Consider the following 22,546-nt stretch of genomic DNA (forward strand, 5'->3'; position numbering starts at 1 on the left):
CGGCGGATTATCCATGGCCCAGGCTAAGCCGGGGTGAGCGGGCGCACACCGGCCGGGCCGCGTCGGCGGCCCCGGCCCGGTATACTTCGCGCGCTGTTTTTCTCCCAGGCCCCCGGACCCCGGCCCCAATGTCTCTCGCGACCCCCAAAGTCGGCTTCGTCAGCCTCGGCTGCCCGAAGGCCCTTGTCGATTCCGAACGCATCCTCACCCAACTGCGCGTGGAGGGCTATGCGATCGTGCCCAGCTACGACGCGGCCGACGTGGTGGTGGTCAATACCTGCGGTTTCATCGATTCGGCGGTGGCCGAGTCGATGGAGGCGATCGGCGAGGCCATGGCCGAGAACGGCAAGGTCATCGTCACCGGCTGCCTGGGCAAGCGTTCGGAGCAGATCCGCGCGGCCTATCCGGACGTGCTGGCGGTCTCCGGTCCGCAGGACTACCAGAGCGTGATGGAAGCGGTGCATGCGGCGCTGCCGCCGCGCCACGATCCGTTCGTGGACCTGCTGCCGCGGGCGCGGGGCGCCGAGGACGACATCGGGGTCAAGCTGACGCCGCGGCATTACGCCTACCTGAAGATCTCCGAAGGCTGCAATCACCGCTGCAGCTTCTGCATCATTCCGTCGATGCGCGGCGACCTGGTGTCGCGCCCGGTCGACGAGGTGCTGCGCGAGGCCGAGCGTCTGGTCAAGGGTGGGGTGCGCGAATTGCTGGTGGTGTCGCAGGACACCTCGGCCTATGGCGTGGACCTCAAGTACGCCGAGCGCGAGTGGCGTGGCCGCAGCTACCAGACGCGGATGAAGGCGCTGTGCGAGGGTCTGTCGGAACTGGGCGCGTGGGCGCGCCTGCATTACGTGTATCCGTACCCGCACGTGGATGACGTGATCCCGCTGATGGCCGAGGGCAAGCTGCTGCCGTACCTGGACATCCCCTTCCAGCACGCCAGCCCGCGCATCCTCAAGCTGATGAAGCGGCCGGGCGCGGTCGAGCGCACCCTGGAGCGCGTGCAGCGCTGGCGTGCGCTGTGCCCGGAGATCACCCTGCGTTCGACCTTCATCGTCGGCTTCCCCGGCGAGACCGACGCCGAGTTCGAGCAGTTGCTGGATTTTCTCGACGAGGCGCAGCTCGATCGCGTCGGTGCCTTCGCTTATTCGCCGGTGGACGGCGCCAGCGCCAACGCGCTGCCCGATCCGGTGCCGGAAGCGGTCAAGCAGGAACGGCTGGCGCGCTTCATGGAGCGGCAGGCGGCGATTTCCGCCGCGCGTCTGGAAGCCAAGATCGGCAGCGTGCAGGAATGCCTGGTCGATCTGCTGGAAGACGGTATCGCGGTGGCGCGCTCCAAGGCCGATGCGCCGGAGATCGACGGCCTGGTGCATATCCAGAACGGCGGCGAGCTCGGGCTGAAGCCGGGCGACCTGGTGCAGGTCGAGATCACCGACAGCGACGAGCACGACCTGTTCGGCGATGGGCTGCCGGCGCAGGCGTCGTCGGCAACGCCGCTGGATCTGCGGGTGCTCTGAGGCCGCAGACGGCGGCACGCGTGGCGCCGTGGCGCCGCGCGCTCACGGCGTGGCGTAGTCCACCGCCACCACCACGAAGCTGTGGCGGCCACCGGGCAGCTGCGCTTCCACTTCGTCGTCGACGCGCTTCTTCAGTAGCGCCCGCGCCAGCGGCGAATCGATGCTGATCCAGCCGCGCACCGCGTCGGTCTCGTCCGGGCCGACGATGCGGTAGCGGCGCAGTTCGCCGCTGTCGGCGTCCTCCAGTTCGATGTGCGCGCCGAAGAACACCGCCTGCGGGTCGGACGGCGCCTCGGCGACCACGCGCAGCGCTTCCAGGCGCTTGCTCAGGTAGCGCACGCGGCGGTCGATCTCGCCCAGTTGCTTCTTGCGGTAGGTGTACTCGGCGTTCTCCGAGCGGTCGCCCTCGGCCGCTGCCGCGGCCAGCGCCTTGACCACTTCTGGGCGGCGCACCCGCCACAGCTCGTCCAGCTCGGCCTTGAGCCGGGCATGGCCTTCCGGGGTGATCAGGGCGGTGCTTTTTTCGGCAGGGGGACGCCAACGGCTCATCGGTACGACTGCGGTGGAGCGGGGTGGCGATGCTAGCGCGTGGCTGCGGCTTGCGCACCCGCAGGCGATCGCCGAAGCTGGCGCCGCCCCGCACACGAACGTCGCCCGATGCTGATCCTGCCGCTGCACAAGCCGCTGTCGCGGGAGAATTTTCCGCTGGTCACGCTGCTGCTGATCCTGCTCAACGTCGCGGTCTACGTCGGCTGGCAGCGCCACGACGGTGCGCCGCTACGGCAGGCGCTGCGCGTTTACCTGGACTCCGGGCTCGGCGCGCTGGAAGCGCCGGCCTATGCGCGTTATCTGGAGGGCAGCGGTCAGCGCGATGCGCTGGCACGGCTGCAGCAGGTGCCGGCGGCGGAGCGGACCGCGTTCGTCGGTGCCGCCACCTTGCACGACGTGCGGTTCGTGCAGGCCATGCGCGACGGCAGCGCCTTCGCTGACGCCGATGCACGGCAGGCCTGGGCGCCGCTGCGCGCGCGCTACGACACGCTGCTGCAGCGCGTGTTCACCCTGCGCCACGTACAGCGCAGTTCCGAATGGGCGCCGGCGCGCATGCTCAGCGCCGCGTTCCTGCACGCCGACGCCATGCACCTGATCGGCAACATGGTGTTCCTGCTGGCGCTGGGCACCTTGCTGGAAGGCGCGATCGGCGGCTGGCGGTTCCTGGCGGTGTACCTGCTCGGTGCATTCGGCGCCAGCGCGGCCAGCCTGTGGTGGCGCTGGGGCGAGGCCGGCGCCGGTCTCGGCGCCTCCGGGGCCATCGCCGCGCTGATGGGCGCGTTCTGCGTGGTCTGGGGGCGGCGCCCGGTGCGCTTCTTCTACTGGGCGGCGGTGCTGTTCGACTACGTGCGCGCCCCGGCCATCGTGCTGCTGCCGCTGTGGCTGGGCTGGGAGTTGTACAACCTGCTGCTCAACGGCGATGCCGGCATCGGCTTCGACGCGCATGCCGGCGGGCTGGTGGTCGGCGCACTGCTCGGCGCGGTGCTGGTGGCCACCGGACAGACGCACGAGGCGTTTCTGCGCGACGATGACGGGATGCCGGCCGACGACCGCTGGGACCGCGCGCAGACGCATCTGGGGCGGATGGAACACCTCCAGGCCGGCGCGTTGCTGGACGCGCTGGCTGCGGAAGCGCCGCAGCGCTTCGATGTGGCGCTGGCGCGCTATCGCCTGGCCGCCAATGCCGGCCAGGCCGCGTCGGCGCGGGCGCGGGCGCTGGAGGTGTTGCGCCTGTCGGCGGCTTCCCCCCAGGAGGCGCGGCAGCAGGCCGCGGTGCTGCAGGCGGCCGGTGATCTGGATGCGCCGACGCGTGCGGCGTTGTTCGCGCGCTGGATGGCGCTGGGGCTGCTGGCCGAGGCGGAGACGCTGCTGGCGCAGGATGCGGTCTCGCCACGCGAGCAGCAGGCGCAGGCCTGGTTCCGGTTGGCGCTGGGCCACGGCGAACGCCAGGCCACGACGGAGTGGCGGCGCGTGCTGGAGGCGCTGGTCGCGCGTTACCCGGACCTGCCGCAGGCGGACAAGGCGCGGTTCCTGCTCGCCAACGCGTGAGGGCGCTGCCGGGCGCGGAAGCGGGGCACGTCAGCATGCCCCCGCGCCGCGCACGACCCACGCTAGACCGGCGCGATCGTCACCGCGCGCAACGCCGCCTGCAGCTTGCCGCGTTGTACCTCATCGTCGCAGCGGTTCAGTGCGTCCTCCAGTAGCTCGCGGGCCTGCGCGTCTTCGCCGAAGCGTTCGGCCAGCAGCAACGCCGCCTGCAGCGACCAGGCGCTGCGTTCCGGCGCTTTCGGCCAGGCACGCAGCGCGGCCTGCAGGCCGTCGGCGGCGAGCCGGAACTGTCCGGCCAGCTGTGCGCGTTCGGCCAGCAGCGTGGCCTGTTCCGGCAGCAGCGGCGCGAAGTCGGGATCGGTGTCCAGCGCTTCGCGCTGCAGCGCCAGCGCCCGGCGTTCCTGCTTTTCCTGCAGCAGCCGGTGAATGTACTGGCGGGTATGCTCGCGGCGTTCGTCGTGACGCGCACTGCCGCGCAGCAGGCGCTGGTACAGCTCGTGCACGCCCAGGCTCAGCGCGCGGGTGCGCACTTCGCTGCGCAGCACCTGCAGCGCGTCGTCGGTGTGGCCGTCGCGCACCAGTTGTTCGGCCTCGTCGAGCACGCGCTGGTCCGGGTCGTGGCGGGCGAAGGCGTTGGCCGCAGCGGCGGCCGGTTCGTAGCCCAGCACGGCGTGGTACTGGTAGACCAGATAGCCCATCAGGTGGAAGGCCGCGAACAGGCCCCAGATCGTCACCACGGTGACCGCCAGGTCGGCGACCAGCGGCGGCAGGGCGCGCTGCAGCCAGGCCGCGGCGCTCAGCGCGCTGGCCTGGATCACGAACAGCAGGCCGAACGCGGCCAGGTACGGCCAGCCGATGCGCAGCGCCAGGCCGATCGACACAGCCGGGTTCAGCGCACGGCGCAGGCTGCCGTCCATCGCCAGGGAAATCAGGATGCCCGGCTGCAGCAGCACCACCGCCAGCAGCATCAGCAGGCCGCCGACCGGCCCGGCCAGCATCAGTGCCGCGAACACCGCCACGCCGAGCAGGATCATCATTGCCAGCAGCCGCAGCACCACGCCGTCGCCGACATCGAAGCCGCGTTCCGGCGCGTCCAGGTAGCCGTCGGCGGTGTGCCGCAGGATCTCGAAGGCGTACTTGTAGATCGCCAGGGTGGTGATGATGCCCAGGATCCAGCCGATGCCGGGCAGCAGGCCCAGCAGGCTGCACAGGGTCAGCGCGATCAGCGCGTACAGCGCGCCGCCACGCAGCGGATACAGCGCGATGGCGCGGGTGCGCGCCCAGAACGGTTCGGGTGTGCTGCGGTGTGCGTGGCTCGCGCCCACGCGACGACGATCTTCCATGACGCCCCCTGTCTACGAAGTGAGACGATTGTGCGGGTCGGCCGCGACGCGCGCAATCGGGGGCCGCCGGGCAAACCTCTAGTGGGGCCCGTGGGTTGCCTGCAGCCATTGTGTGGTCGACTGCGCAACGCGCGTTCCGCCCCGCCGTCGCCGTGCGCCGGCTCGCTACACTGCGCCCGAACGTGGACAGCGCGATGCCAGGCCGATGGTCCTGCACACGCGCTGCGCATCCCCATTTCCCTTTGGAGCTTCGCTTGGATTCTTCCTTCGTTTCCATCAACCCGCGCGTGCGCGTCACCAACATCGAGGTGCTGTCGGACAACTGGTACGTGCTGCGCAAGGTCAGCTTCGATTTCCAGCGCCACGACGGCAGTTGGCAGGCGCTCACCCGCGAGGCCTACGACCGCGGCAACGGTGCGACCATCCTGCTCTACAGCCGCGCCAAGGGCACGGTGATGCTGACCCGCCAGTTCCGCTTGCCGACCCTGCTCAACGGCAACCCCGACGGCATGCTGATCGAGGCCTGCGCCGGGCTGCTCGATCGCCACGATGCGGAGACCTGCATCCGCAAGGAGACCGAAGAGGAGACCGGCTACCGGATCGAAAACGTGCGCAAGGTGTTCGAGGCGTTCATGAGCCCGGGTTCGGTGACCGAGCGGCTGTACTTCTTCGTCGGCGAATACGTCGACCGCGACAAGGTCGGCGCCGGTGGCGGCGTGGCCGCCGAGGGCGAGGAGATCGAGGTGCTGGAGCTGGCGCTCGATGCCGCGCTGGCGATGATCGGCAGCGGCGAGATCGCCGACGCCAAGACCATCATGCTGTTGCAGTACGCCAAGCTGCACGGGCTGCTGGCCTAGTGTGGCGTTGTCGGTTCTTGTCTCTGCGCGTGGCATCGCCTGGATCGAAGACCGCGCGTCCCCGCGCATCCAGCGTTCTGCACGTTGGGCCTGTCGATCACTGGTGACGACGGTGTGCGCCAGGCATGCTCAGGTGTCAGCGATGACCCATTGCACGTCCGGCACCCACGCCTGCCGCCATCGGGCCATTTTTGCCTCGGCGTCCAGCCATTGCGGGGACACCGGGACTGAAGCCCCCAACGCCGGCGTCTTGTTCAGACAGCCGGCATTGACGGCACCGTAAAGCCGCCCCTGGTGTTCGAACGTGACCGCGACCAGCACCCCGCACTGGCGGCACAACTGGAATTGGGCGGCCTCTGCGCCCTGCCGATAGCGATGCACGGCCTCGGCGTGCATGGCCGTCAGTCGCAGTGTGCCGGCGGGATCGGAAACGTATGCCGCACCATGCTTCTGGCAGAAGCTGCAGTCGCAGGCGCGCGGATGGATGTCCCCGGCCGCTTGATCCGTCGAGAACACAACGGCCAGGCAGCCGCAGTGGCAGCTTCCATGGAGCGTTGTGAGCTTGTCTGGCCGCGACATCATTGCAAGGGGCCCATCGCGTTCCTGTCCATGCTGGAGCTTCCTTTGGCGTCGGCCGCGCTCAGCGCTTTCCGCCGAAGATGCTGCCGAAGATGCCGCGCACGATCTGCTGGCCGATGCGGTTGCCGATGGTGCGGGAGGTCTGCTTGGCCATCGCCTCCAGCATGCCCTGGCGGCGCTTGGTACCGAACACTGCGTCCTTGACCGCCTGGCCGAAGCCGCTGTCCTGCGCCTCGTCCTGTTCGCGGGTGCGTGCCGGCGGCGCGGCGCTGCGGTCGGCGCTCTGCTCGACGCGACGCGCCAGCATTTCCGCCGCCGATTCGCGATTGACCGGGGTGTCGTAGCGCGCACCGACCGGGCTGCCGGCGCGCACCTGCGCGCGCTCGGCCTCGGTGATCGCGCCCATGCGGCAGCGCGGTGGCGCGATCAGGGTCTGCTGCACCGGCGAAGGCACGCCCTTGTCCTGCAGCGTGGACACCAGCGCCTCGCCGGTGCCGAGCTGCGAGATGGCCTTGGCCACATCCAGCTTGGGATTGGCCACGAAGGTCTCGGCGGCGGTGCGCACCGCCTTCTGGTCGCGCGGCGTGTAGGCGCGCAGCGCGTGCTGCACGCGGTTGCCGAGCTGGCCGAGGATGCTGTCGGGCACGTCGTCGGGGAACTGCGAGCAGAAGTACACGCCCACGCCCTTGGAGCGGATCAGCCGCACCACCTGCTCGATGCGCTGCACCAGCGCCGGCGGCGCATCGTCGAACAGCAGGTGCGCCTCGTCGAACACGAACACCAGCTTGGGCTTGTCCAGGTCGCCCACTTCCGGCAGTTGCTCGAACAGTTCCGACAGCAGCCACAGCAGGAAGGTCGAGTACAGCCGCGGCTTGAGCACCAGTTGCGCGGCGGCGAGGATGTTGATGGTGCCGCGGCCGTCGGGCGCGGTGCGCATCAGTTCGGCAAGGTCCAGCGCCGGTTCGCCGAAGAAACCTTCGCCGCCGTCCTGGGCCAGGCGCAGCAGCGCGCGCTGGATCGCCGCCACCGACTGCGCGCTGACCAGGCCGTATTCGGTGGAGATGTCCTTGCGCTCTTCCACCACCAGCGCCAGCAGCGCGCGCAGGTCGTCCAGGTCGAGCAGCAGCAGGCCGCGGTCGTCGGCCAGCTTGAACACGATGTCGAGCACGCCGGCCTGGGTGTCGTTGAGTTCCAGCACGCGCGCCAGCAGGGTGGGGCCCATCTCGCTGACGGTGGTGCGCACCGGATGACCGAGCTGGCCGTACAGATCCCAGAACACCACCGGGTTGGCGGCCGGCGCGTAGTCGGTCACGCCGATGTCCCTGGCGCGCTGCAGCACCTTCTCGCTGCCGTCGCCGGGCATCGCCAGGCCGGCCACGTCGCCCTTCACGTCGGCCAGGAACACCGGCACGCCGATCCGCGAGAAGCCTTCGGCCAGGGTCATCAGGGTCACGGTCTTGCCGGTGCCGGTGGCGCCGGCGACCAGGCCGTGGCGATTGCCCAGGCGCGGTTGCAGCAGCACCGCGATGTCGTCGGTCACGCCTTTGCCTAGCAGGATCGGGTCCATATCGGGGTCCGCAATGAGATGCCTGGATTCTAGAGCGTCCGCGGGATAGCCGAACGCGTGCGCGTTGTCCTGGGCGCGCCCGCGCCGCCGTATAAAGGCCGGCATCGCCGCCAAAAGCGGTCTTTGCCGTGTCCGGCCGTTCGCAGCGGCAGCGCCGACGCGTGCCGCCGCAAACAGCGTCGCCCGGGTTCGCACGCGATGCCCCGTGCTGCAGCGCGGGATGCCCGTCGGCCATGAACGTCGGCCCGCCGCGGGCCGGGTCGCGGCCGCGGCGACCTTGCCGCAATGTGACGGCGGGGGCTACCCTGCGGCCTTTCCGTCGCCGCGTCCCACCATGCCCCTTCCGTTCCGCTTCACCCACGCGTGGCCCGTCGCGGCTGCCGTGGCGCTGACCTGCACCGCTCCTGCCGCCCATGCCCGCGTGTCCGCCCGCGACCAGGCCGCCATCGCCGTCCTCGACCAGCGCCTGGCCGCCGCCGAGAAGCGCTACAACGACGCCATGGTGCTGGTCGGCAACAGCGACCCCAAGGGCACCCAGGAAAGCGACGCCGCGCTGGAGGACATCGAGGACGTGATCCAGGCCTGCATCAAGCAGCGCGGCTGCGAGGTCGGCACCTACCTGGGTGCGTACAAGCGCCTGCTCAAGGCCAAGGCCGATGCGCAGGGCCAGGCCAGCGACACCGATGCCGCCGACGACGATTCGGCGCCGCTGCAGGCCGACCCCGACCACATCAGCCCGCTCGCCGCCGACGTACCGGAAGCGGCGCGCGCGGCACGCCTGCTCAACGACAAGCGCCACGCCTTCGATTCGATGGTGGAGTACAACCCGGCGGTGCAGGCCGGCATCCGCCGCTGGCTCACCGACATGCGCCCGGCGTTGATGAGCAGCTACGAGAACTACCAGAACCTGCGCGCGGTCATGTGGCCGGAGTGGGAGAAACGCGGCCTGCCGGAAGCGCTGCTGTTCGGCATCATCGCCAAGGAATCCAACGGCCGCGTGCACGCCAATTCGCGGGTGGGCGCCGCCGGGCTGATGCAGTTCATGCCGGCCACCGGGCGCCGCTTCGGCCTGGGCCCGGACGGCACCGGCTTCGACACCCGCTACGACGCGCGCAGCGCCGCCGAAGCGAGTGCGGTCTACATCAACGAGCGCATGGCCGAACTCAACCGCAGCGTCGAACTGGCCCTGGCCGGCTACAACGGTGGTGAAGGCCGCGCCGCGCGCGTGTTCAACCAGATGCCCGGCCGCAGCTTCTGGGACGCATCGGTGTACAACCAGTTCCCGGCCGAGACCAAGGACTACGTGCCGATGGTGATCGCCGCGGCGTGGATCTTCCTGCACCCGCAGCAGTACGGCGTGGCCTTCCCCAAGATCAATGCGCAGCCGGCCACGCTGCGCCTGGCCAAGTCCACCACCATCTACGAACTGACCATCTGCCTGGGCAGCGACGGCACCCGCGACGGCTACATGCGCGCGCTGCGCAACCTCAACCCGCGCTACGAGCCGGACGGCTGGATCCCGGCCGGGGTGACCATCAACGCCACCACCAAGATCGTCGGCCTGTACAACCGCTACTGCGTCAGCGGCCCGCGCGCCGACCTGGCGCGCGCGCTGATCACCGCCGACGTCACCGCCGCGGTGCGCAGCGGCAGCCCGGCGCCGGCCGCCGACCTCACCGGCAACGTGGCGGTGGGCGACGTCAGCCCGGTCGCCGGCGTGCCGACCACGGTGGCCACCGGCCGTCCCGCGCCGGCCAAGCCCAAGCAGAAGCAGGTGCGCAACTACCGCGTGGCCAAGGGTGACACCCTGGGCCGGATTTCCGACCGCCACGATTGCGACCTGAAGGAGCTGGCCAAGGCGAATGGCTTGCGTGCGCCGGGTTATGCGCTGAAGCCGGGGCAGTCGTTGAAGCTGGTGGGCTGCGAGAAGTAAGGCACAGACGCTCCCTTCTCCCTCCGGGACCATGGCCCCCTTTTCGGGGGGGAGGTGGCGCGTAAGCGCCGGATGAGGGTGCGGCTGCCGCGGTGTTGAGCGCGTGGCTTTTCAGTCATCCATTGCGAGTCGGCGGTCTGCCACCGTCCATGCGTCGGGACTGAAGTCCCTCCCACAGTGGGGCGGTCGCCGCAGCACTGGCTGTGAGGACAAGCGCTGACCAATCCCTTCTCCCCACGGGAGAAGGTGGCGCGTAGCGCCGGATGAGGGTGCGGTAGCCGCAGTGCCGAGGCGCGCGGCTTTTTCAGACATCCATCGCGAGCTCGCGGTCTCTCAGCGCCAATGCGTCGGGACTGAAGTCCCTCCCACAAGGGCGTCTCTACACAAAGCGCCGCAGCGCGGCCCTGCGCACCTCAGCGCACCAACCGCGCCAGCGCCTGCCCCAGCTGCACCGGCGATTCCGCCTTCAGCGCCGGGTCGAACGCGGCCACGCCCGGCGGCAGCAGCACGATCACCGTGGAGCCATAGTTGAAGCGCGCCATCTCCTCGAACCGCTGCAGGGTGATGCCCTTGCCGCGCCAATCCTTGCGGGTGATGCGGTCGGCGTAGCGCGGGATCTCCACGCCGCTCCACACGGTTTCCACGCCGGATACCAGCAGCGCGCCGACCATCACCGACACCATCGGGCCGAAGTCGGTGTCGAAATGGCAGACCAGGCGCTCGTTGCGCGCGAACAGGCGCGGCACGCTGCGTACCGCGTCGGTGCCGACGCTGAACAGCCGTCCCGGCACGTGCACGGTTTCGCGCAGGGTGCCGGTCCACGGCATGTGCACGCGGTGGTAGTCGCGCGGCGACAGGTACACGGTGGCGTACAGGCCATTGGCGAACGGCACCGCCGCGGCGTCGTCGCCGAGCAGTTCGGCGGCGGTGAACGACTGGCCCTTGGCCTGGAAGATGCGCCCGTCCTCGATCCGGCCGAGCTGACTGATGCGCCCGTCGGCCGGCATCAGCAGCGTCTGCATGTCGGGATCGGCGACGCGCGCACCCGGCTTCAGCGCTCGGGTGAAGAAGGCATTGAAGGTCGGGTAGGCGGTCGCGTCCGATTGCGCCGCCTCGCTCAGGTCCACGCCGAAGCGGCGCACCACCGTGTCGATCAGCCACTGCTTCAGTCCGGGCCGCGACGAATAGGCCAGGCGCCGCGCCAGCGAGGACAGCAGCCGGTGCGGCAGCACGTAGGTCAGGCGGGTGGTCAGGCTCATGGGGCGGTGGCCTTGGTCAGGGCCTGCAGGTCGGCGGCGATCGCGGCGGCATCGAACGGCGGGCGGATCAGCCCGGCCTGGCGGCCCTGCGGATCGAGTACCGCGATCGCGGCGGAGTGGTCCATGCTGTAGTCGTTGGGGTTCTCGGCGTAATGCTTGCCCGGCACCTTCTGGAACACGAAGCCCAGCGCGGTGGCGAAGCGCTCCAGCTCGGGCACGTCGGCGGTGGCGGCGATGGTGTCCTTGTGGAAGGCGTGCGCGTATTCGCCGAGCCGCGGCAGGGTGTCGCGCTGCGGGTCGACCGAGACGAACAACACGCGCGGGCGCAGCGTGTCCGGCAGCGTCTCCCATTGCTTCTGCGCGCGCGCCAGGTCGGCCAGGGTGGTCGGGCACACGTCCGGGCAGGCGGTGAAGCCCAGGAACACCAGGGTCCAGTGGCCCTTGAGTTCACCCGGCACCAGCGGCGTGCCGTCGGTCTGGCGCAGATGGAAGTCGGGCAGGGGCCGCGGCTGCGGGTACATGCGCACCGTGCGGGTCTCCGGCCAGGCCGGGGCGGCGCTGCCGCCGAAGTACTTCTGGGCCAGCAGCAGCCCCAGGCCGGCGGCCAGGGCAACCACCAGGACGATGCCGAAGGTGCGGTTGAACATACTGATTTCCCATGCAACGAACGCTCATCATAGCGGCCGGGCCTCTATAATCGGGGGCCGAATTGCCTTGCCTGTTGCCATGACTGCCGACGCGGCCGCCGAACTCCACACGATCATCGACCTGATCCGCTACGGCACCAGCCGTTTCAACGCCGCCGGGCTGAGCTTCGGCCACAGCTACGACAACGCCCTGGACGAGGCCACGCAGCTGGTGCTGCACGCGCTGCACCTGCCGCACGACCTCGGCCCGGCCTACGGCAGCGCGCGGGTCACCACACCGGAGAAGGCGCAGGTGCTGGCGCTGTTCGAGCGCCGCATCGCCGAGCGCATCCCCGCCGCCTACCTCACCGGCGAGGCCTGGTTCGCCGGGCTGAGCTTCAAGAGCGATGCGCGCGCACTGGTGCCGCGTTCGCCGATCGCCGAGCTGATCGAGGCCGGCTTCGAGCCGTGGCTGGCCGGACGCCCGGTCGAGCGCGCACTGGACCTGTGCACCGGCTCGGGCTGCATCGCCATCGCCATGGCCCACTACAACCCGAACTGGCAGGTGGACGCGGTCGACATCAGCGACGAGGCGCTGAGCCTGGCCGCCGAGAACAAGGAGCGTCTGCTGGCCGACAACGTCGAACTGGTCAAGTCCGACCTGTTCGCCGGCCTAGGCGGGCGCTGCTACGAGCTGATCGTGACCAATCCGCCCTACGTCACCCACGCCGAGACCGACGCGCTGCCGCCGGAGTACGCGCACGAGCCGGAGCTGGGCCTGCGCGCGGGCGACGACGGGCTGGACCTGGCGCTGAAGATCCTGCGCGATGCGCCGGCGCACCTGAGCGAGGACGGCCTGCTGATCTGCGAGGTCGGCGAGTCCGAGCGCGCGCTGGCGCAGCTGCTGCCGGAAGTGGATTTCGCCTGGGTCGAGTTCAAGGTCGGGCAGATGGGCATCTTCGCGGTGGAGCGCAGCGAACTGCTCGCGCACCACGCGCGCATCGCCGCGCTGGCCGCGGACCGGTGACGCAAGCGATATGAGCGCGAACAGTTTCGGCAAGCTGCTGACCGTCACCACCTTCGGCGAATCGCACGGGCCGGCGATCGGCTGCGTGGTCGATGGCTGCCCGCCCGGGCTGGAGCTGGACGCCAGCGAATTCGCCCACGACCTGCAGCGCCGCGCCACCGGCAAGAGCCGGCACACCTCGGCGCGGCGCGAGGCCGACGCCATCGAGATCCTGTCCGGGGTCTACGAAGGCCGCACCACCGGCACTCCGATCGGCCTGCTGATCCGCAACACTGACCAGCGCAGCAAGGACTACACCGACATCGCCCGGCAGTTCCGCCCTGGCCATGCCGACTACAGCTACTGGCAGAAGTACGGCATCCGCGATCCGCGTGGCGGCGGGCGCTCGTCGGCACGCGAGACCACCATGCGCGTGGCCGCCGGCGTCATCGCCAAGAAGTGGCTGGCGCAGCGCTACGGCGTGCGCGTGCGCGGCTACCTGTCGCAGCTCGGGCCGCTGCTGCCGCAGGGCTTCGCCTGGGACGCGGTGGAGGACAACGCGTTCTTCTGGCCGCACGCGCCGCAGGTGCCGGAGCTGGAGGCGTACATGGATGCGCTACGCAAGTCCGGCGATTCGATCGGCGCGCGCGTGACCGTGGTCGCCGACGGCGTACCGGCCGGCTGGGGCGAGCCGATCTACGGCAAGCTCGACGGCGAACTGGCCGCGGCGATGATGAGCATCAACGCGGTCAAGGGCGTGGAGATCGGCGACGGCTTCGCCGCGGTGACCCAGAAGGGCACCGAGCACCGCGACCTGATCGCGCCGGACGGCTTCCAGTCCAACCATGCCGGCGGCGTGCTCGGCGGCATCGCTACCGGCCAGCCCCTCGTCGTCTCGGTGGCGTTCAAGCCCACCTCCAGCCTGCGCCTGCCTGGCGCCACGGTGGACGTGGACGGGCAGGTCGTGGACGTGATCACCACCGGCCGCCACGACCCCTGCGTCGGCATCCGCGCTACCCCGATCGCCGAGGCGATGATGGCATTGGTGCTGATGGACCAGGCGCTGCGCCACCGCGCGCAATGCGGCGACGTCGGCACGGTGACCCCGCGCATCCCCGGCGGTGGCGATGGCTGAGTCACTGCCGCGGGTGTGGGTCAGCCAGCCGCTGTTCGACGACGTCGTCGCACGGCTCGGCGAGTATTGCGCGCTGACCACCACCGCGGACGTGACCCGGTATTCGCCGCAGGATCTGGCCGCCGCACTGGCGCCGCTGGACGGCGCCCTCGTCACCCTCAACGAACGCATCGGCGCCGCCGAGATCGCCGGCGCGCCGCGGCTGCGCGCCATCGCCAACGTCGGCGTCGGCTACAACAATCTGGACCTGGACGCGCTCAGCGCGGCCGGCATCGTCGCGACCAACACCCCCGACGTGCTCACCGAGACCACCGCCGATCTCGGCTTCGCCCTGTTGATGGCCGCCGCGCGGCGCGTCGGCGAGGCCGAGCGCTGGCTGCGTGCGGGGCAGTGGCAGCAGTGGTCGTTCCAGACCATGCTCGGCGCCGATGTCCACGGCAGCACGCTCGGCATCCTTGGCATGGGTCGCATCGGCCAGGCCATCGCGCGCCGCGCCGCCGGCTTCTCGATGCGCGTGCTGTACCACAACCGCAGTCGTCTGCCGGACGAGGTGGAACGCGCGCATCGCGCCGAGTACGTGGGCTTCGACGCGTTGCTGGCACGCGCCGACCACCTGCTGCTGGTGCTGCCGTACAGCGCGCAATCGCACCACATCGTCGACGCCGCGGCGCTGGCGAAGATGCGGCCGACCGCGACGCTGGTGAACATCGCCCGCGGCGGCCTGGTCGATGAAGTCGCACTGGCCGACGCGCTGGCCAATGGGCGCCTGGCCGCCGCCGGACTGGACGTGTTCGAAGGCGAGCCGGCGATCCGTCCGGAGCTGCTGGCGCTGCGCAACGTGGTGCTGACCCCGCACATCGGCAGCGCCAGCGTGGCCACGCGCCGTGCGATGGTGGCGCTGGCGGTGGACAACCTGCTCGCCGCGCTGGGCATCGGCGCCGACGCCGGACGCCCGCCCAATGCGCTGAACCTGGACGCGATCGCCGCGGCCGGTGGCGGCGCGCGGGCGATCGCGGACAAAAAACGATAGGGAGCCTGCGGCGCCGCGCGCGACGCGCACGGCAGGTTCCCCGAATCCACGTGGCAGTGCGGCTGTTCCTCCCCTTCTTTTTCTGCGGATCGAATCTTCCATGAGCAATGCAACCCGTCGTTTCAACGTCGCCGTCGTCGGCGCCACCGGTGCCGTCGGCGAAACCATGCTGAGCATCCTCGCCGAGCGCGATTTCCCCGTCGCCACGCTGTACCCGCTGGCCTCCGAGCGCTCGGCCGGCGGCCAGGTCGAGTTCAAGGGCCAGAAGGTCACCGTGCTCGACCTGGCGACCTTCGATCCGAGCGGCGTGGACATCGCGCTGTTCTCCGCCGGCGGCGGCATCTCCAAGGAATACGCGCCGAAGTTCGCCGCGGCCGGCGCGGTGGTGATCGACAACTCCTCGACCTTCCGCTACGACGACGACGTGCCGCTGGTGGTGTCGGAGGTCAATCCGCACGCGCTGAAGAACCGTCCGCGCGGCATCGTCGCCAATCCCAACTGCTCGACCATGCAACTGATGCCGGTGCTGGCGCCGATCCACAAGGAATACGGCATCGAGCGCATCAACGTGGCCACCTACCAGTCGGTATCCGGCGCCGGCCGCTCGGGCATGGAGGAACTGGGCAAGCAGACCGCGCAGTTGCTGGCGTTCCAGGACATCGAGCCGCAGAAGTTCCAGGCGCAGATCGCCTTCAACCTGATCCCGCACATCGACGACTTCCAGCCCAACGGCTACACCAAGGAAGAGATGAAGCTGGTGTGGGAGACGCAGAAGATCCTCGAGGACAGCAGCATCCTGGTGAACCCAACCGCGGTGCGCGTGCCGGTGTTCTTCGGGCACTCGGAGGCGGTCAACATCGAGACCAAGCGCAAGATCACCGTCGAGCAGGCGCGCGCCCTGCTGGGCCAGGCGCCCGGCGTGGAAGTGGTGGACGAGCACAAGGCCGGCGGCTATCCGACCCCGGTGACCCATGCCTCGGGCAAGGACCCGGTGTTCGTCGGCCGCATCCGCGAGGACTTCTCGCACCCGCGCGGCCTCAACCTGTGGGTGGTGGCCGACAACATCCGCAAGGGCGCCGCGCTCAATGCGGTGCAGTTGGCCGAGCTGGTTGCCCAGGAGGGCTGAGATTCGGGAGTCGGGATCGGGGATTCGTAAGAGCCCCGCAGCGCCGTTTCGGCGCTGCGGGGCGCGGTATCTCCAGGCAATCACGCAACGGCCAGCGGCACATGCCCTGGCCGTTGTCGTATCCGGCGTCCCGCATCGTGTTGCGAAGACAGCACCGCGGGTGATGATGACCGGCGCCCCCCGTAGGAGCGGCTTCAGCCGCGACGCAGCGTTCCCGGGAAAGCCGTCGCGGCTGAAGCCGCTCCTACAGGACAAGGGGCGTTGCAGTACTTGCAGGTCACTGATCCCGCAAGCCGCTCGCGTACCCGCGAGCGCATGCCCCGCCGCTGCAATGCCCGCAACGAATCCCCAATCCCAAATCCCAAATCCCCGCTTCATATATATTGATGGACATGACTCCAAGGGGCAGGGGCGGGATGCGCCTACAACCACGTGTGTTCCATTGCCGCAGCGACGCTGCGGTGTCCGCCGCGCGCGGGCTGCGCCATGTCTGTCGCGCCGCCGCGGCGCTGCTGCTGCTGGCCTGCAGCCAGGCCGCGCTGGCGCTGGGCTTGGGCGATATTCGCGTGCTGTCCAAGCCGGGCGAGCCGTTCCTGGCCGAGATCCCGGTGATCTCCAACGAGCCGGGCGAACTGGAGCGGGCGCGGGTGGCGCTGGCCTCGCCGGCGACCTTCGCGCGGGTCGGACTGGAGCGCCCGCAAGGCCTGGTCAGCGATCTGCAGTTCCGTTTCACCCAGACCCGCAAGGGCCGCGCGGTGATCCAGGTCAGCAGCCGCATGCCGGTCGACGTGCCCTCGCTGAGCTTCCTGATCGAGGTCGATTGGGGCCAGGGGCGGCTGATCCGCGAGTATTCCGCGCTGATCGACGCACCGAATACCGCCGCGGCGATCGACGCGCCGGCGATCGATGCGCCGGCCGCGGCGCAGCCGTCCGACCGTATCGCCCGCGAAACGTCCACCGCGGCGCCAGTGCCTGCCGCCGCCGCGACGCCGGCGACGCCGAGTGCCAGGCCCGCCGCTGCGCCGCGTCCGGCGCCGGCCCCCACGGCCGCACCCGGCGATGCGCTGGCGCCGGTGCGCGCCGGGCAGACCCTGTCGCAGATCGCCGGGCAACTGGCGCGCGGCAACGGCCATTCGCTGGACCAGACCATGGTCGCGCTGTTGCGCGCCAATCCGGATGCCTTTATCCGCGGCAATCTCAACCTGCTCAAACAGGGCGCGGTGCTGCGCACCCCGCGTGAGGAGGACCTGGCCAGCCTGGATGCCGCCGCGGCCGAGGCCGTGGTGCGCGAGCAGGCGGCGCAATGGCGCCAGGCGCGCGCGCCGGTGCCGCAGCCGGCCCAGGCGCAGCAGGACGCGGCGACGGCGCAGGCCGCCGCCAAGCCGGCCGCCACGGCGCCAGCGGCCGCGTCCGGCGCGCGCCTGGAAATCGCGCCGGCGGTGCCGGCGACGCGCCGCGAGGCGGGAACCAAGTCCGGCACCGGTGCCGGCGACGAAGGAGACATGGTGGCGACCCAACAATTGCAGCAGGCGCGCGAAGACCTCGCGGCACGCGATGCCGAGGTCCAGGAACTGCGCTCGCGGGTGGAGCAGCTCGAAAAGCTCAAGGCCCAGCAGCAGCAACTGATCGCGCTGAAGGACAGCGACCTGGCCGCGGCGCAGAAGCGCCTGGCCCAGGCCGGGAAGGCGGCGCCAGCGGCCGCGCCCGCGCAAGCTCCGGCCAATGACGGGTTCCCGCTGTGGCTGTGGGGCGGGCTGAGCCTGCTGGTGCTGGGCGTCGGTGCCTGGCTGCTGTCGCGCCGGCGCAAGCCTTCGCCGCTGCCTCCGTTGCCACGCGACGACGATGCCGCGCTGGCGGCGAGCGCCGCGGTGCCGGTGGTCGCGCACCGCGATGTCGATGCGCCGGAACTGCCGCCGCTGGAACCGGCCGAGCCGCTGGCCGAGGAGGAGGCGGTCGCTCGCGACCACGAGGCGCTGGAGGACTGGGAGCGCGCCGACCATCTCGACCACGCTGCCGCCGATCACGCCGATCACGCCGATCACCACACCGCGCTCGACGACGACGCCTTCGAGCGCGTGCTGGCGCAGCAGTCGCTGCGCCAGGCGCCGGCCGATGCGCGGCTATCCGCGGACAACGACGACGTCCATTCCGCCGACGTGTCCGACGCCCATCCGGAGGTCGTCCCGGCCGTCGAGTCCGCGGCCGAGGCGGCCTGGAGGTCGCCGTCGCCGGTGGTCGCAGTGCCGACCAGCGACGCCCGTGCCGACAGCGATGCCGGCGGTGGCCGCCAGGAGCCGACCTGGCACCAGCCGGTCGCGCCTGTGCCGGCACCCGCATCGGCACCGGCCGAAGCGCCGTCGCCGTATCCACCGGCGGGCCGCGAGCGCCTGGAACTGGCGGTGGCCTACATGGATCTGGGCGACAACGAGACCGCACGCACCTTGCTGACCGAGGTCGCGGCCAGCGGCGATCCGGCCGCGCGCGCCGAGGCGCTGCAGTTGCTGGGACGGCTGGACTGATGGCAGCAGGCGGCGCGCGGCGCGCTCGCCGCGGCCGTCCGGCCTGGAGCGGGGCGGCCCTGCGGCAGCGTGTCCCTGGGCGGCGGGCGCACGCCGAAGGCGCGTTCCCGGCCTGGCAGATGCAGTGCGGCGGCGTTGCTGGCGCCCCACGTTGGCCCATGCACGCGTCGGCCGCAGCGCGCGCCGGCGCCGCACTGCAACGGAGGTCGCCATGCGCTACGCGCTAGGCGTGGAGTACGACGGCAGCGAGTTCCAGGGCTGGCAGCAGCTCGGCGAGAGCGGCGGCCCCAGCGTGCAGGCGACGCTGCAGGCGGCGCTGTCGTCGGTGGCCGACGCCCCGGTGAGCGTGATCTGCGCCGGCCGCACCGATGCCGGTGTGCACGGCGAGTGCCAGGTGGTGCATTTCGATTGCGACGCGCCGCGCCCGGCGCGCGGCTGGATGCTGGGCGCCACCGCGCGGCTGCCGCCCTCGGTGTGCGTGCGCTGGTGCGTGCCGGTGGCCGACGACTTCCATGCGCGCTTCTCGGCCCGCGCCCGGCGCTACCGCTACCGCCTGCTCAACCGCCAGGTGCGCCCGGCGCTGTACCGGCAGACCCTGAGCTGGGAGCGGCGGCCGCTGCAGGCCGAGGCCATGCACGTGGCGGCACAGGCGCTGCTGGGCGAGCAGGACTTCAGTGCCTTCCGCAGCGTGCAGTGCCAGGCGCTGCACGCGCGCCGCGAACTGCAGTCGATCGCGGTGACCCGCAGCGGCGAACTGGTCGAGATCCAGGTCCAGGCCAATGCATTCCTTCATCACATGGTGCGCAATATCGTTGGTTCCCTTGTCATGGTGGGATCGGGCGAAAAGCCGGTGTCCTGGATTGGCGAACTGCTCGCGGGACGCGACCGCCGCGTCGCCGGTCCGACGGCGCCGCCGCAGGGCCTGGTGTTCGTCGGTCCCCTCTATCCCGCCCATTGGACGCTTCCGGACGAGGTCACGCTATGAATCGCACGCTGTATCGCACCCGCATCAAGTTCTGCGGCATGACCCGCGCCGGCGACATCCGCCTGGCAGGCGAGTTGGGCGTGGACTCGATCGGGTTCGTGTTCGCCCATGGCAGCCCGCGGCGCGTGGCGCCGGCCGAAGCGCGGGCCATGCGCCAAGCCGCCGCGCCGATGGTGGACGTGGTGGCGCTGTTCCGCGACAACCCCAAGGACGAGGTGCGCGAGGTGTTGCGCACGGTGCGTCCGACCCTGCTGCAGTTCCATGGCGACGAGGACGACGGCTTCTGCCGCAGCTTCAATCTGCCGTACCTGAAGGCGGTGCCGATGGGCGGCGGCGAGGTGAATGCGCGCACCCTGCAGTTGCAGTATCCGAACGCGGCTGGCTTCCTGTTCGACAGCCACGCGCCCGGCGAGAGCGGTGGCTCGGGCAAGACCTTCGACTGGTCGCGGCTGCCGACCGGCCTGCACCGGCCGTTCCTGCTCGCCGGCGGCATCAATGGCGACAACGTATTCGACGCGATCATCGGCACCCTGCCGTGGGGCGTGGACGTGTCCAGCGGCATCGAGAGCCAGCCGGGCATCAAGGACGGCCACAAGATGCGCAAGTTCGTCGAGGAAGTGCGCCGCGCCGACTGCCACGAGTTGAACACCAACTGCTGAGCGCGATGCGGCGCAATCGCCGGCGTCGCCGCGGTCAGCGCTGCAGTTCCTGCGTCAGCCACTGCGCCAGCGCGTCGACCCGCGGATCCTGCGCCTCGCGGCGCGTGCACAGCGCCCATTGCCCGCCGGTGTCGACGAAGCCCCACGGCGCCAGCAGGCGGCCATTGGCCAGGTCGTCGGCGACCAGCGGCTGCGGCGCGATCGCCACGCCGATCCCGGCCAGCGCTGCCTCCAGCAGGTAGTACAGGTGTTCGAAGCCGGTGCCGTAGCGCAACTGCGCCGGTGCCAGCCCCTGCGCCTCGGCCCAGGCCGGCCAGGCCTGCGGACGCGACACCGTATGCAGCAGCGGCAGCCCTTGCAGTGCCGCCGGCGCGGCCGCAGCCAGAGCCGGGGCCTGCGGCAGGGCGGGGCTGAGTACCGGGCCGATCCGCTCCGGCGCCAGCACCCGGACCTGCCAGTCCGCCAGCCACGGCGCCTGACCCAGCAGCAGCGCCGCGTCCAGGCCGTCCAGGTCGGCGGCGAAGTCGCCTTCGTGCGCGGACAGGTGCAGGGTCAGCGCCGGCAGGTCGCGCTGCAGCGCCTGCAGGCGCGGGATCATCCAGCGGGCCAGGATGCTGCCGGGGCAGCCCAGCACCAGCGCGGCCGGGCGCGCCGGGCGGCGCAACTCGGCCACCGCTTCGTGCAATTGCGCAAACGCCGCGCCGGCCGCCTCGCACAAGCGCGTGCCGGCCGCGGTCGGGCGGATGCCGCGGCCGTCGCGCTGCAGCAGCGGCAGCCCCAGTTCCTGCTCCAGCAGCCGTACCTGGCGGCTGACCGCGCCATGGGTCACGTGCAGTTCCGCCGCCGCGGCGCCGACGCCGCGCAGCCGCGCGGCGGCCTCGAACGCGCGCAAGGCGTTGAGCGAGGGCAGGCGGCGCAGGCTGGTCATGTGAGTTTTCCTGACGGGTCGTGTCAGACTTTATCGGTTTTTGTGCGCCGACGTGTGCGCTAAAGTGCAGGCCTGTCCTGTTGCCCCCGGTTGCGCCATGTCCTCTGTTCCCGTCAGCGACTTCCACGCCTATCCCGACGCCGCCGGCCATTTCGGCCGCTATGGCGGCCGTTTCGTCGCCGAGACCCTGATCGGCCCGCTGCAGGAGCTGGCGGCCGCCTACGACGCCGCGCGCCAGGATCCGGCCTTCATCGCCGCCTACGACAAGGACCTGACCCATTACGTCGGCCGGCCCAGCCCGATCTATCACGCCGAGCGGCTCAGCCGCGAAGTCGGCGGCGCGCAGATCCTGCTCAAGCGCGAGGACCTCAACCACACCGGCGCGCACAAGATCAACAACACCATCGGCCAGGCGCTGCTGGCCAGCCGCATGGGCAAGACCCGCATCATCGCCGAGACCGGCGCCGGCCAGCACGGCGTGGCCAGCGCCACGGTGGCCGCGCGGCTGGGCCTGGAGTGCGTGGTGTACATGGGCGCCACCGACATCGAGCGGCAGAAGATCAACGTCTACCGGATGAAGCTGCTCGGCGCCACGGTGGTGCCGGTGCATTCCGGTTCGGCCACGCTCAAGGACGCGCTCAACGAGGCGATGCGCGACTGGGTGACCAACGTGCAGGACACCTTCTACATCATCGGCACCGTCGCCGGCCCCGATCCGTACCCGCGGATGGTGCGCGACTTCAACGCCATCGTCGGCCGCGAGGCGCGCGCGCAGATGCTGGCCGACTACGGCCGCCTGCCGGATGCGATCAGCGCCTGCGTCGGCGGCGGCAGCAACGCCATCGGCCTGTTCCATGCCTTCCTCAACGACGCCTCGGTGAAGATCTACGGCGCCGAGGCCGCCGGCGACGGCATCGGCAGCGGCCGCCACGCCGCCTCGATCGCCGCCGGCCGGCCGGGCGTGCTGCACGGCAACCGAACCTATGTGATCTGCGACGACGACGGGCAGATCATCGAGACCCATTCGGTGTCCGCCGGCCTGGACTACCCCGGCGTGGGGCCGGAGCACGCGTTCCTGGCCGACAGCGGCCGCGCCACCTACCAGGGCATCACCGACGACGAGGCGCTGGCCGCGTTCCATCTGCTGGCGCATACCGAGGGCATCCTCGCCGCGCTGGAGTCCAGCCACGCCGTAGCGCAATCGATCAAGCTCGCGCGCGAACTGCCCAGGGACGCGCTGGTGCTGTGCAACCTGTCCGGCCGCGGCGACAAGGACGTGCACACCATCGCTGCGCGCGAGGGGCTGACGCTGTAACGCTTTGTCCTTCTCCTTCGGGAGAAGGTGGCGCGGAGCGCCGGATGAGGGTGCGGGCGCAGCCC

The 22,546-nt window shown here is 70.7% G+C and carries 19 protein-coding genes; 12 read left to right on the top strand and 7 right to left on the bottom strand.

From position 1 onward, the window contains the following. Positions 1-128 precede the first annotated feature (128 nt). On the top strand, positions 129-1,517 hold the full coding sequence (gene rimO / locus RAB71_RS07270) for a 30S ribosomal protein S12 methylthiotransferase RimO (protein WP_010340514.1): 1,389 nt from the start codon (positions 129-131) through the stop codon (positions 1,515-1,517). Positions 1,518-1,559: 42 nt separating this feature from the next. Here the strand turns inward: rimO and greB are convergent, their stop codons facing one another. Further along, positions 1,560-2,066 carry a transcription elongation factor GreB gene (gene greB / locus RAB71_RS07275; protein WP_010340515.1) on the bottom strand — a complete coding sequence of 169 codons (507 nt, stop codon included), beginning with the start codon at positions 2,064-2,066 and terminating at the stop codon, positions 1,560-1,562. A 108-nt stretch (positions 2,067-2,174) separates the two neighbouring features. Here greB and RAB71_RS07280 point away from each other — a divergent pair, with 108 nt between their 5' ends. Then, positions 2,175-3,614 carry a rhomboid family intramembrane serine protease gene (locus RAB71_RS07280; protein ID WP_010340516.1) on the top strand — a complete coding sequence of 480 codons (1,440 nt, stop codon included), beginning with the start codon at positions 2,175-2,177 and terminating at the stop codon, positions 3,612-3,614. 62 nt (positions 3,615-3,676) lie between these two features. Here RAB71_RS07280 and RAB71_RS07285 read toward each other — a convergent pair whose 3' ends face one another. Beyond that, entirely contained in the window at positions 3,677-4,957 is a 1,281-nt protein-coding gene (locus RAB71_RS07285; RefSeq protein ID WP_010340517.1) for a membrane protein, read from the bottom strand. A 194-nt stretch (positions 4,958-5,151) separates the two neighbouring features. Between RAB71_RS07285 and RAB71_RS07290 the strand changes: the two genes are divergently transcribed. Further along, positions 5,152-5,814 carry an NUDIX domain-containing protein gene (locus RAB71_RS07290; protein WP_234006549.1) on the top strand — a complete coding sequence of 221 codons (663 nt, stop codon included), beginning with the start codon at positions 5,152-5,154 and terminating at the stop codon, positions 5,812-5,814. A gap of 129 nt (positions 5,815-5,943) precedes the next feature. Here RAB71_RS07290 and RAB71_RS07295 read toward each other — a convergent pair whose 3' ends face one another. Together RAB71_RS07295 and RAB71_RS07300 are read right to left on the bottom strand one after the other, a co-directional pair. Then, positions 5,944-6,330, bottom strand: a complete 387-nt coding sequence (locus RAB71_RS07295) for a GFA family protein (protein ID WP_234006550.1) — start codon at positions 6,328-6,330, stop codon at positions 5,944-5,946. 124 nt (positions 6,331-6,454) lie between these two features. After that, on the bottom strand, positions 6,455-7,960 hold the full coding sequence (locus tag RAB71_RS07300) for a helicase HerA-like domain-containing protein (RefSeq protein ID WP_010340520.1): 1,506 nt from the start codon (positions 7,958-7,960) through the stop codon (positions 6,455-6,457). Positions 7,961-8,294: 334 nt separating this feature from the next. Here RAB71_RS07300 and RAB71_RS07305 point away from each other — a divergent pair, with 334 nt between their 5' ends. Beyond that, complete coding sequence (locus RAB71_RS07305) at positions 8,295-9,893, top strand: transglycosylase SLT domain-containing protein (protein ID WP_010340521.1); 1,599 nt, start codon at positions 8,295-8,297, stop codon at positions 9,891-9,893. Between the two features lie 413 nt (positions 9,894-10,306). Here RAB71_RS07305 and asd read toward each other — a convergent pair whose 3' ends face one another. After that, on the bottom strand, positions 10,307-11,152 hold the full coding sequence (gene asd / locus RAB71_RS07310; protein WP_010340522.1) for an archaetidylserine decarboxylase: 846 nt from the start codon (positions 11,150-11,152) through the stop codon (positions 10,307-10,309). Beyond that, a complete protein-coding gene (locus RAB71_RS07315) occupies positions 11,149-11,799 on the bottom strand; it encodes an SCO family protein (RefSeq protein ID WP_010340523.1) in 651 nt (216 codons plus the stop codon). The genes asd and RAB71_RS07315 overlap by 4 nt, the downstream gene beginning before the upstream one ends. Positions 11,800-11,878: 79 nt before the next feature. On the opposite strand from RAB71_RS07315, the gene prmB reads away from it, so the two are divergent. The 7 genes from prmB to RAB71_RS07350 all read left to right on the top strand — a co-directional run bounded on the left by prmB (position 11,879) and on the right by RAB71_RS07350 (position 20,238). After that, positions 11,879-12,805 (top strand): 50S ribosomal protein L3 N(5)-glutamine methyltransferase, encoded by a 927-nt coding sequence (gene prmB, locus RAB71_RS07320; RefSeq protein ID WP_010340524.1) that lies wholly within the window; start codon positions 11,879-11,881, stop codon positions 12,803-12,805. A gap of 10 nt (positions 12,806-12,815) precedes the next feature. After that, positions 12,816-13,919, top strand: a complete 1,104-nt coding sequence (gene aroC / locus RAB71_RS07325) for a chorismate synthase (RefSeq protein ID WP_010340525.1) — start codon at positions 12,816-12,818, stop codon at positions 13,917-13,919. Then, positions 13,912-14,949: a D-glycerate dehydrogenase gene (locus RAB71_RS07330; protein ID WP_029561758.1), complete on the top strand. Its 1,038-nt coding sequence runs from the start codon at positions 13,912-13,914 to the stop codon at positions 14,947-14,949. The genes aroC and RAB71_RS07330 overlap by 8 nt, the downstream gene beginning before the upstream one ends. A gap of 100 nt (positions 14,950-15,049) precedes the next feature. Beyond that, positions 15,050-16,075 carry an aspartate-semialdehyde dehydrogenase gene (locus RAB71_RS07335; protein WP_010340528.1) on the top strand — a complete coding sequence of 342 codons (1,026 nt, stop codon included), beginning with the start codon at positions 15,050-15,052 and terminating at the stop codon, positions 16,073-16,075. A gap of 416 nt (positions 16,076-16,491) precedes the next feature. Further along, complete coding sequence (locus RAB71_RS07340; RefSeq protein WP_104609476.1) at positions 16,492-18,594, top strand: FimV/HubP family polar landmark protein; 2,103 nt, start codon at positions 16,492-16,494, stop codon at positions 18,592-18,594. 211 nt (positions 18,595-18,805) lie between these two features. Continuing rightward, positions 18,806-19,579, top strand: coding sequence for a tRNA pseudouridine(38-40) synthase TruA (truA, locus tag RAB71_RS07345; RefSeq protein WP_041500052.1), 774 nt, complete (start codon positions 18,806-18,808; stop codon positions 19,577-19,579). Then, positions 19,576-20,238: a phosphoribosylanthranilate isomerase gene (locus tag RAB71_RS07350; RefSeq protein WP_010342993.1), complete on the top strand. Its 663-nt coding sequence runs from the start codon at positions 19,576-19,578 to the stop codon at positions 20,236-20,238. The genes truA and RAB71_RS07350 overlap by 4 nt, the downstream gene beginning before the upstream one ends. A gap of 34 nt (positions 20,239-20,272) precedes the next feature. Here the strand turns inward: RAB71_RS07350 and RAB71_RS07355 are convergent, their stop codons facing one another. After that, a complete protein-coding gene (locus RAB71_RS07355) occupies positions 20,273-21,166 on the bottom strand; it encodes a LysR family transcriptional regulator (protein WP_010342994.1) in 894 nt (297 codons plus the stop codon). Positions 21,167-21,263: 97 nt separating this feature from the next. Here RAB71_RS07355 and trpB point away from each other — a divergent pair, with 97 nt between their 5' ends. Then, on the top strand, positions 21,264-22,481 hold the full coding sequence (gene trpB, locus RAB71_RS07360; protein ID WP_010342995.1) for a tryptophan synthase subunit beta: 1,218 nt from the start codon (positions 21,264-21,266) through the stop codon (positions 22,479-22,481). The last annotated feature ends 65 nt before the right edge of the window (positions 22,482-22,546 follow it).

This window comes from Xanthomonas sacchari (genome assembly GCF_040529065.1).
In the GTDB taxonomy this organism is placed as follows: domain Bacteria; phylum Pseudomonadota; class Gammaproteobacteria; order Xanthomonadales; family Xanthomonadaceae; genus Xanthomonas_A; species Xanthomonas_A sacchari.

Bases quoted from the DNA above. Each gene is read 5' to 3' on its own strand.
- rimO (WP_010340514.1), top strand. From the start codon at position 129: ATGTCTCTCGCGACCCCCAAAGTCGGCTTCGTCAGCCTCGGCTGCCCG.
- greB (WP_010340515.1), bottom strand. From the start codon at position 2,066: ATGAGCCGTTGGCGTCCCCCTGCCGAAAAAAGCACCGCCCTGATCACC.
- RAB71_RS07280 (WP_010340516.1), top strand. From the start codon at position 2,175: ATGCTGATCCTGCCGCTGCACAAGCCGCTGTCGCGGGAGAATTTTCCG.
- RAB71_RS07285 (WP_010340517.1), bottom strand. From the start codon at position 4,957: ATGGAAGATCGTCGTCGCGTGGGCGCGAGCCACGCACACCGCAGCACA.
- RAB71_RS07290 (WP_234006549.1), top strand. From the start codon at position 5,152: ATGCCAGGCCGATGGTCCTGCACACGCGCTGCGCATCCCCATTTCCCT.
- RAB71_RS07300 (WP_010340520.1), bottom strand. From the start codon at position 7,960: ATGGACCCGATCCTGCTAGGCAAAGGCGTGACCGACGACATCGCGGTG.
- RAB71_RS07305 (WP_010340521.1), top strand. From the start codon at position 8,295: ATGCCCCTTCCGTTCCGCTTCACCCACGCGTGGCCCGTCGCGGCTGCC.
- asd (WP_010340522.1), bottom strand. From the start codon at position 11,152: ATGAGCCTGACCACCCGCCTGACCTACGTGCTGCCGCACCGGCTGCTG.
- RAB71_RS07315 (WP_010340523.1), bottom strand. From the start codon at position 11,799: ATGTTCAACCGCACCTTCGGCATCGTCCTGGTGGTTGCCCTGGCCGCC.
- prmB (WP_010340524.1), top strand. From the start codon at position 11,879: ATGACTGCCGACGCGGCCGCCGAACTCCACACGATCATCGACCTGATC.
- aroC (WP_010340525.1), top strand. From the start codon at position 12,816: ATGAGCGCGAACAGTTTCGGCAAGCTGCTGACCGTCACCACCTTCGGC.
- RAB71_RS07330 (WP_029561758.1), top strand. From the start codon at position 13,912: ATGGCTGAGTCACTGCCGCGGGTGTGGGTCAGCCAGCCGCTGTTCGAC.
- RAB71_RS07335 (WP_010340528.1), top strand. From the start codon at position 15,050: ATGAGCAATGCAACCCGTCGTTTCAACGTCGCCGTCGTCGGCGCCACC.
- RAB71_RS07340 (WP_104609476.1), top strand. From the start codon at position 16,492: ATGCGCCTACAACCACGTGTGTTCCATTGCCGCAGCGACGCTGCGGTG.
- truA (WP_041500052.1), top strand. From the start codon at position 18,806: ATGCGCTACGCGCTAGGCGTGGAGTACGACGGCAGCGAGTTCCAGGGC.
- RAB71_RS07350 (WP_010342993.1), top strand. From the start codon at position 19,576: ATGAATCGCACGCTGTATCGCACCCGCATCAAGTTCTGCGGCATGACC.
- RAB71_RS07355 (WP_010342994.1), bottom strand. From the start codon at position 21,166: ATGACCAGCCTGCGCCGCCTGCCCTCGCTCAACGCCTTGCGCGCGTTC.
- trpB (WP_010342995.1), top strand. From the start codon at position 21,264: ATGTCCTCTGTTCCCGTCAGCGACTTCCACGCCTATCCCGACGCCGCC.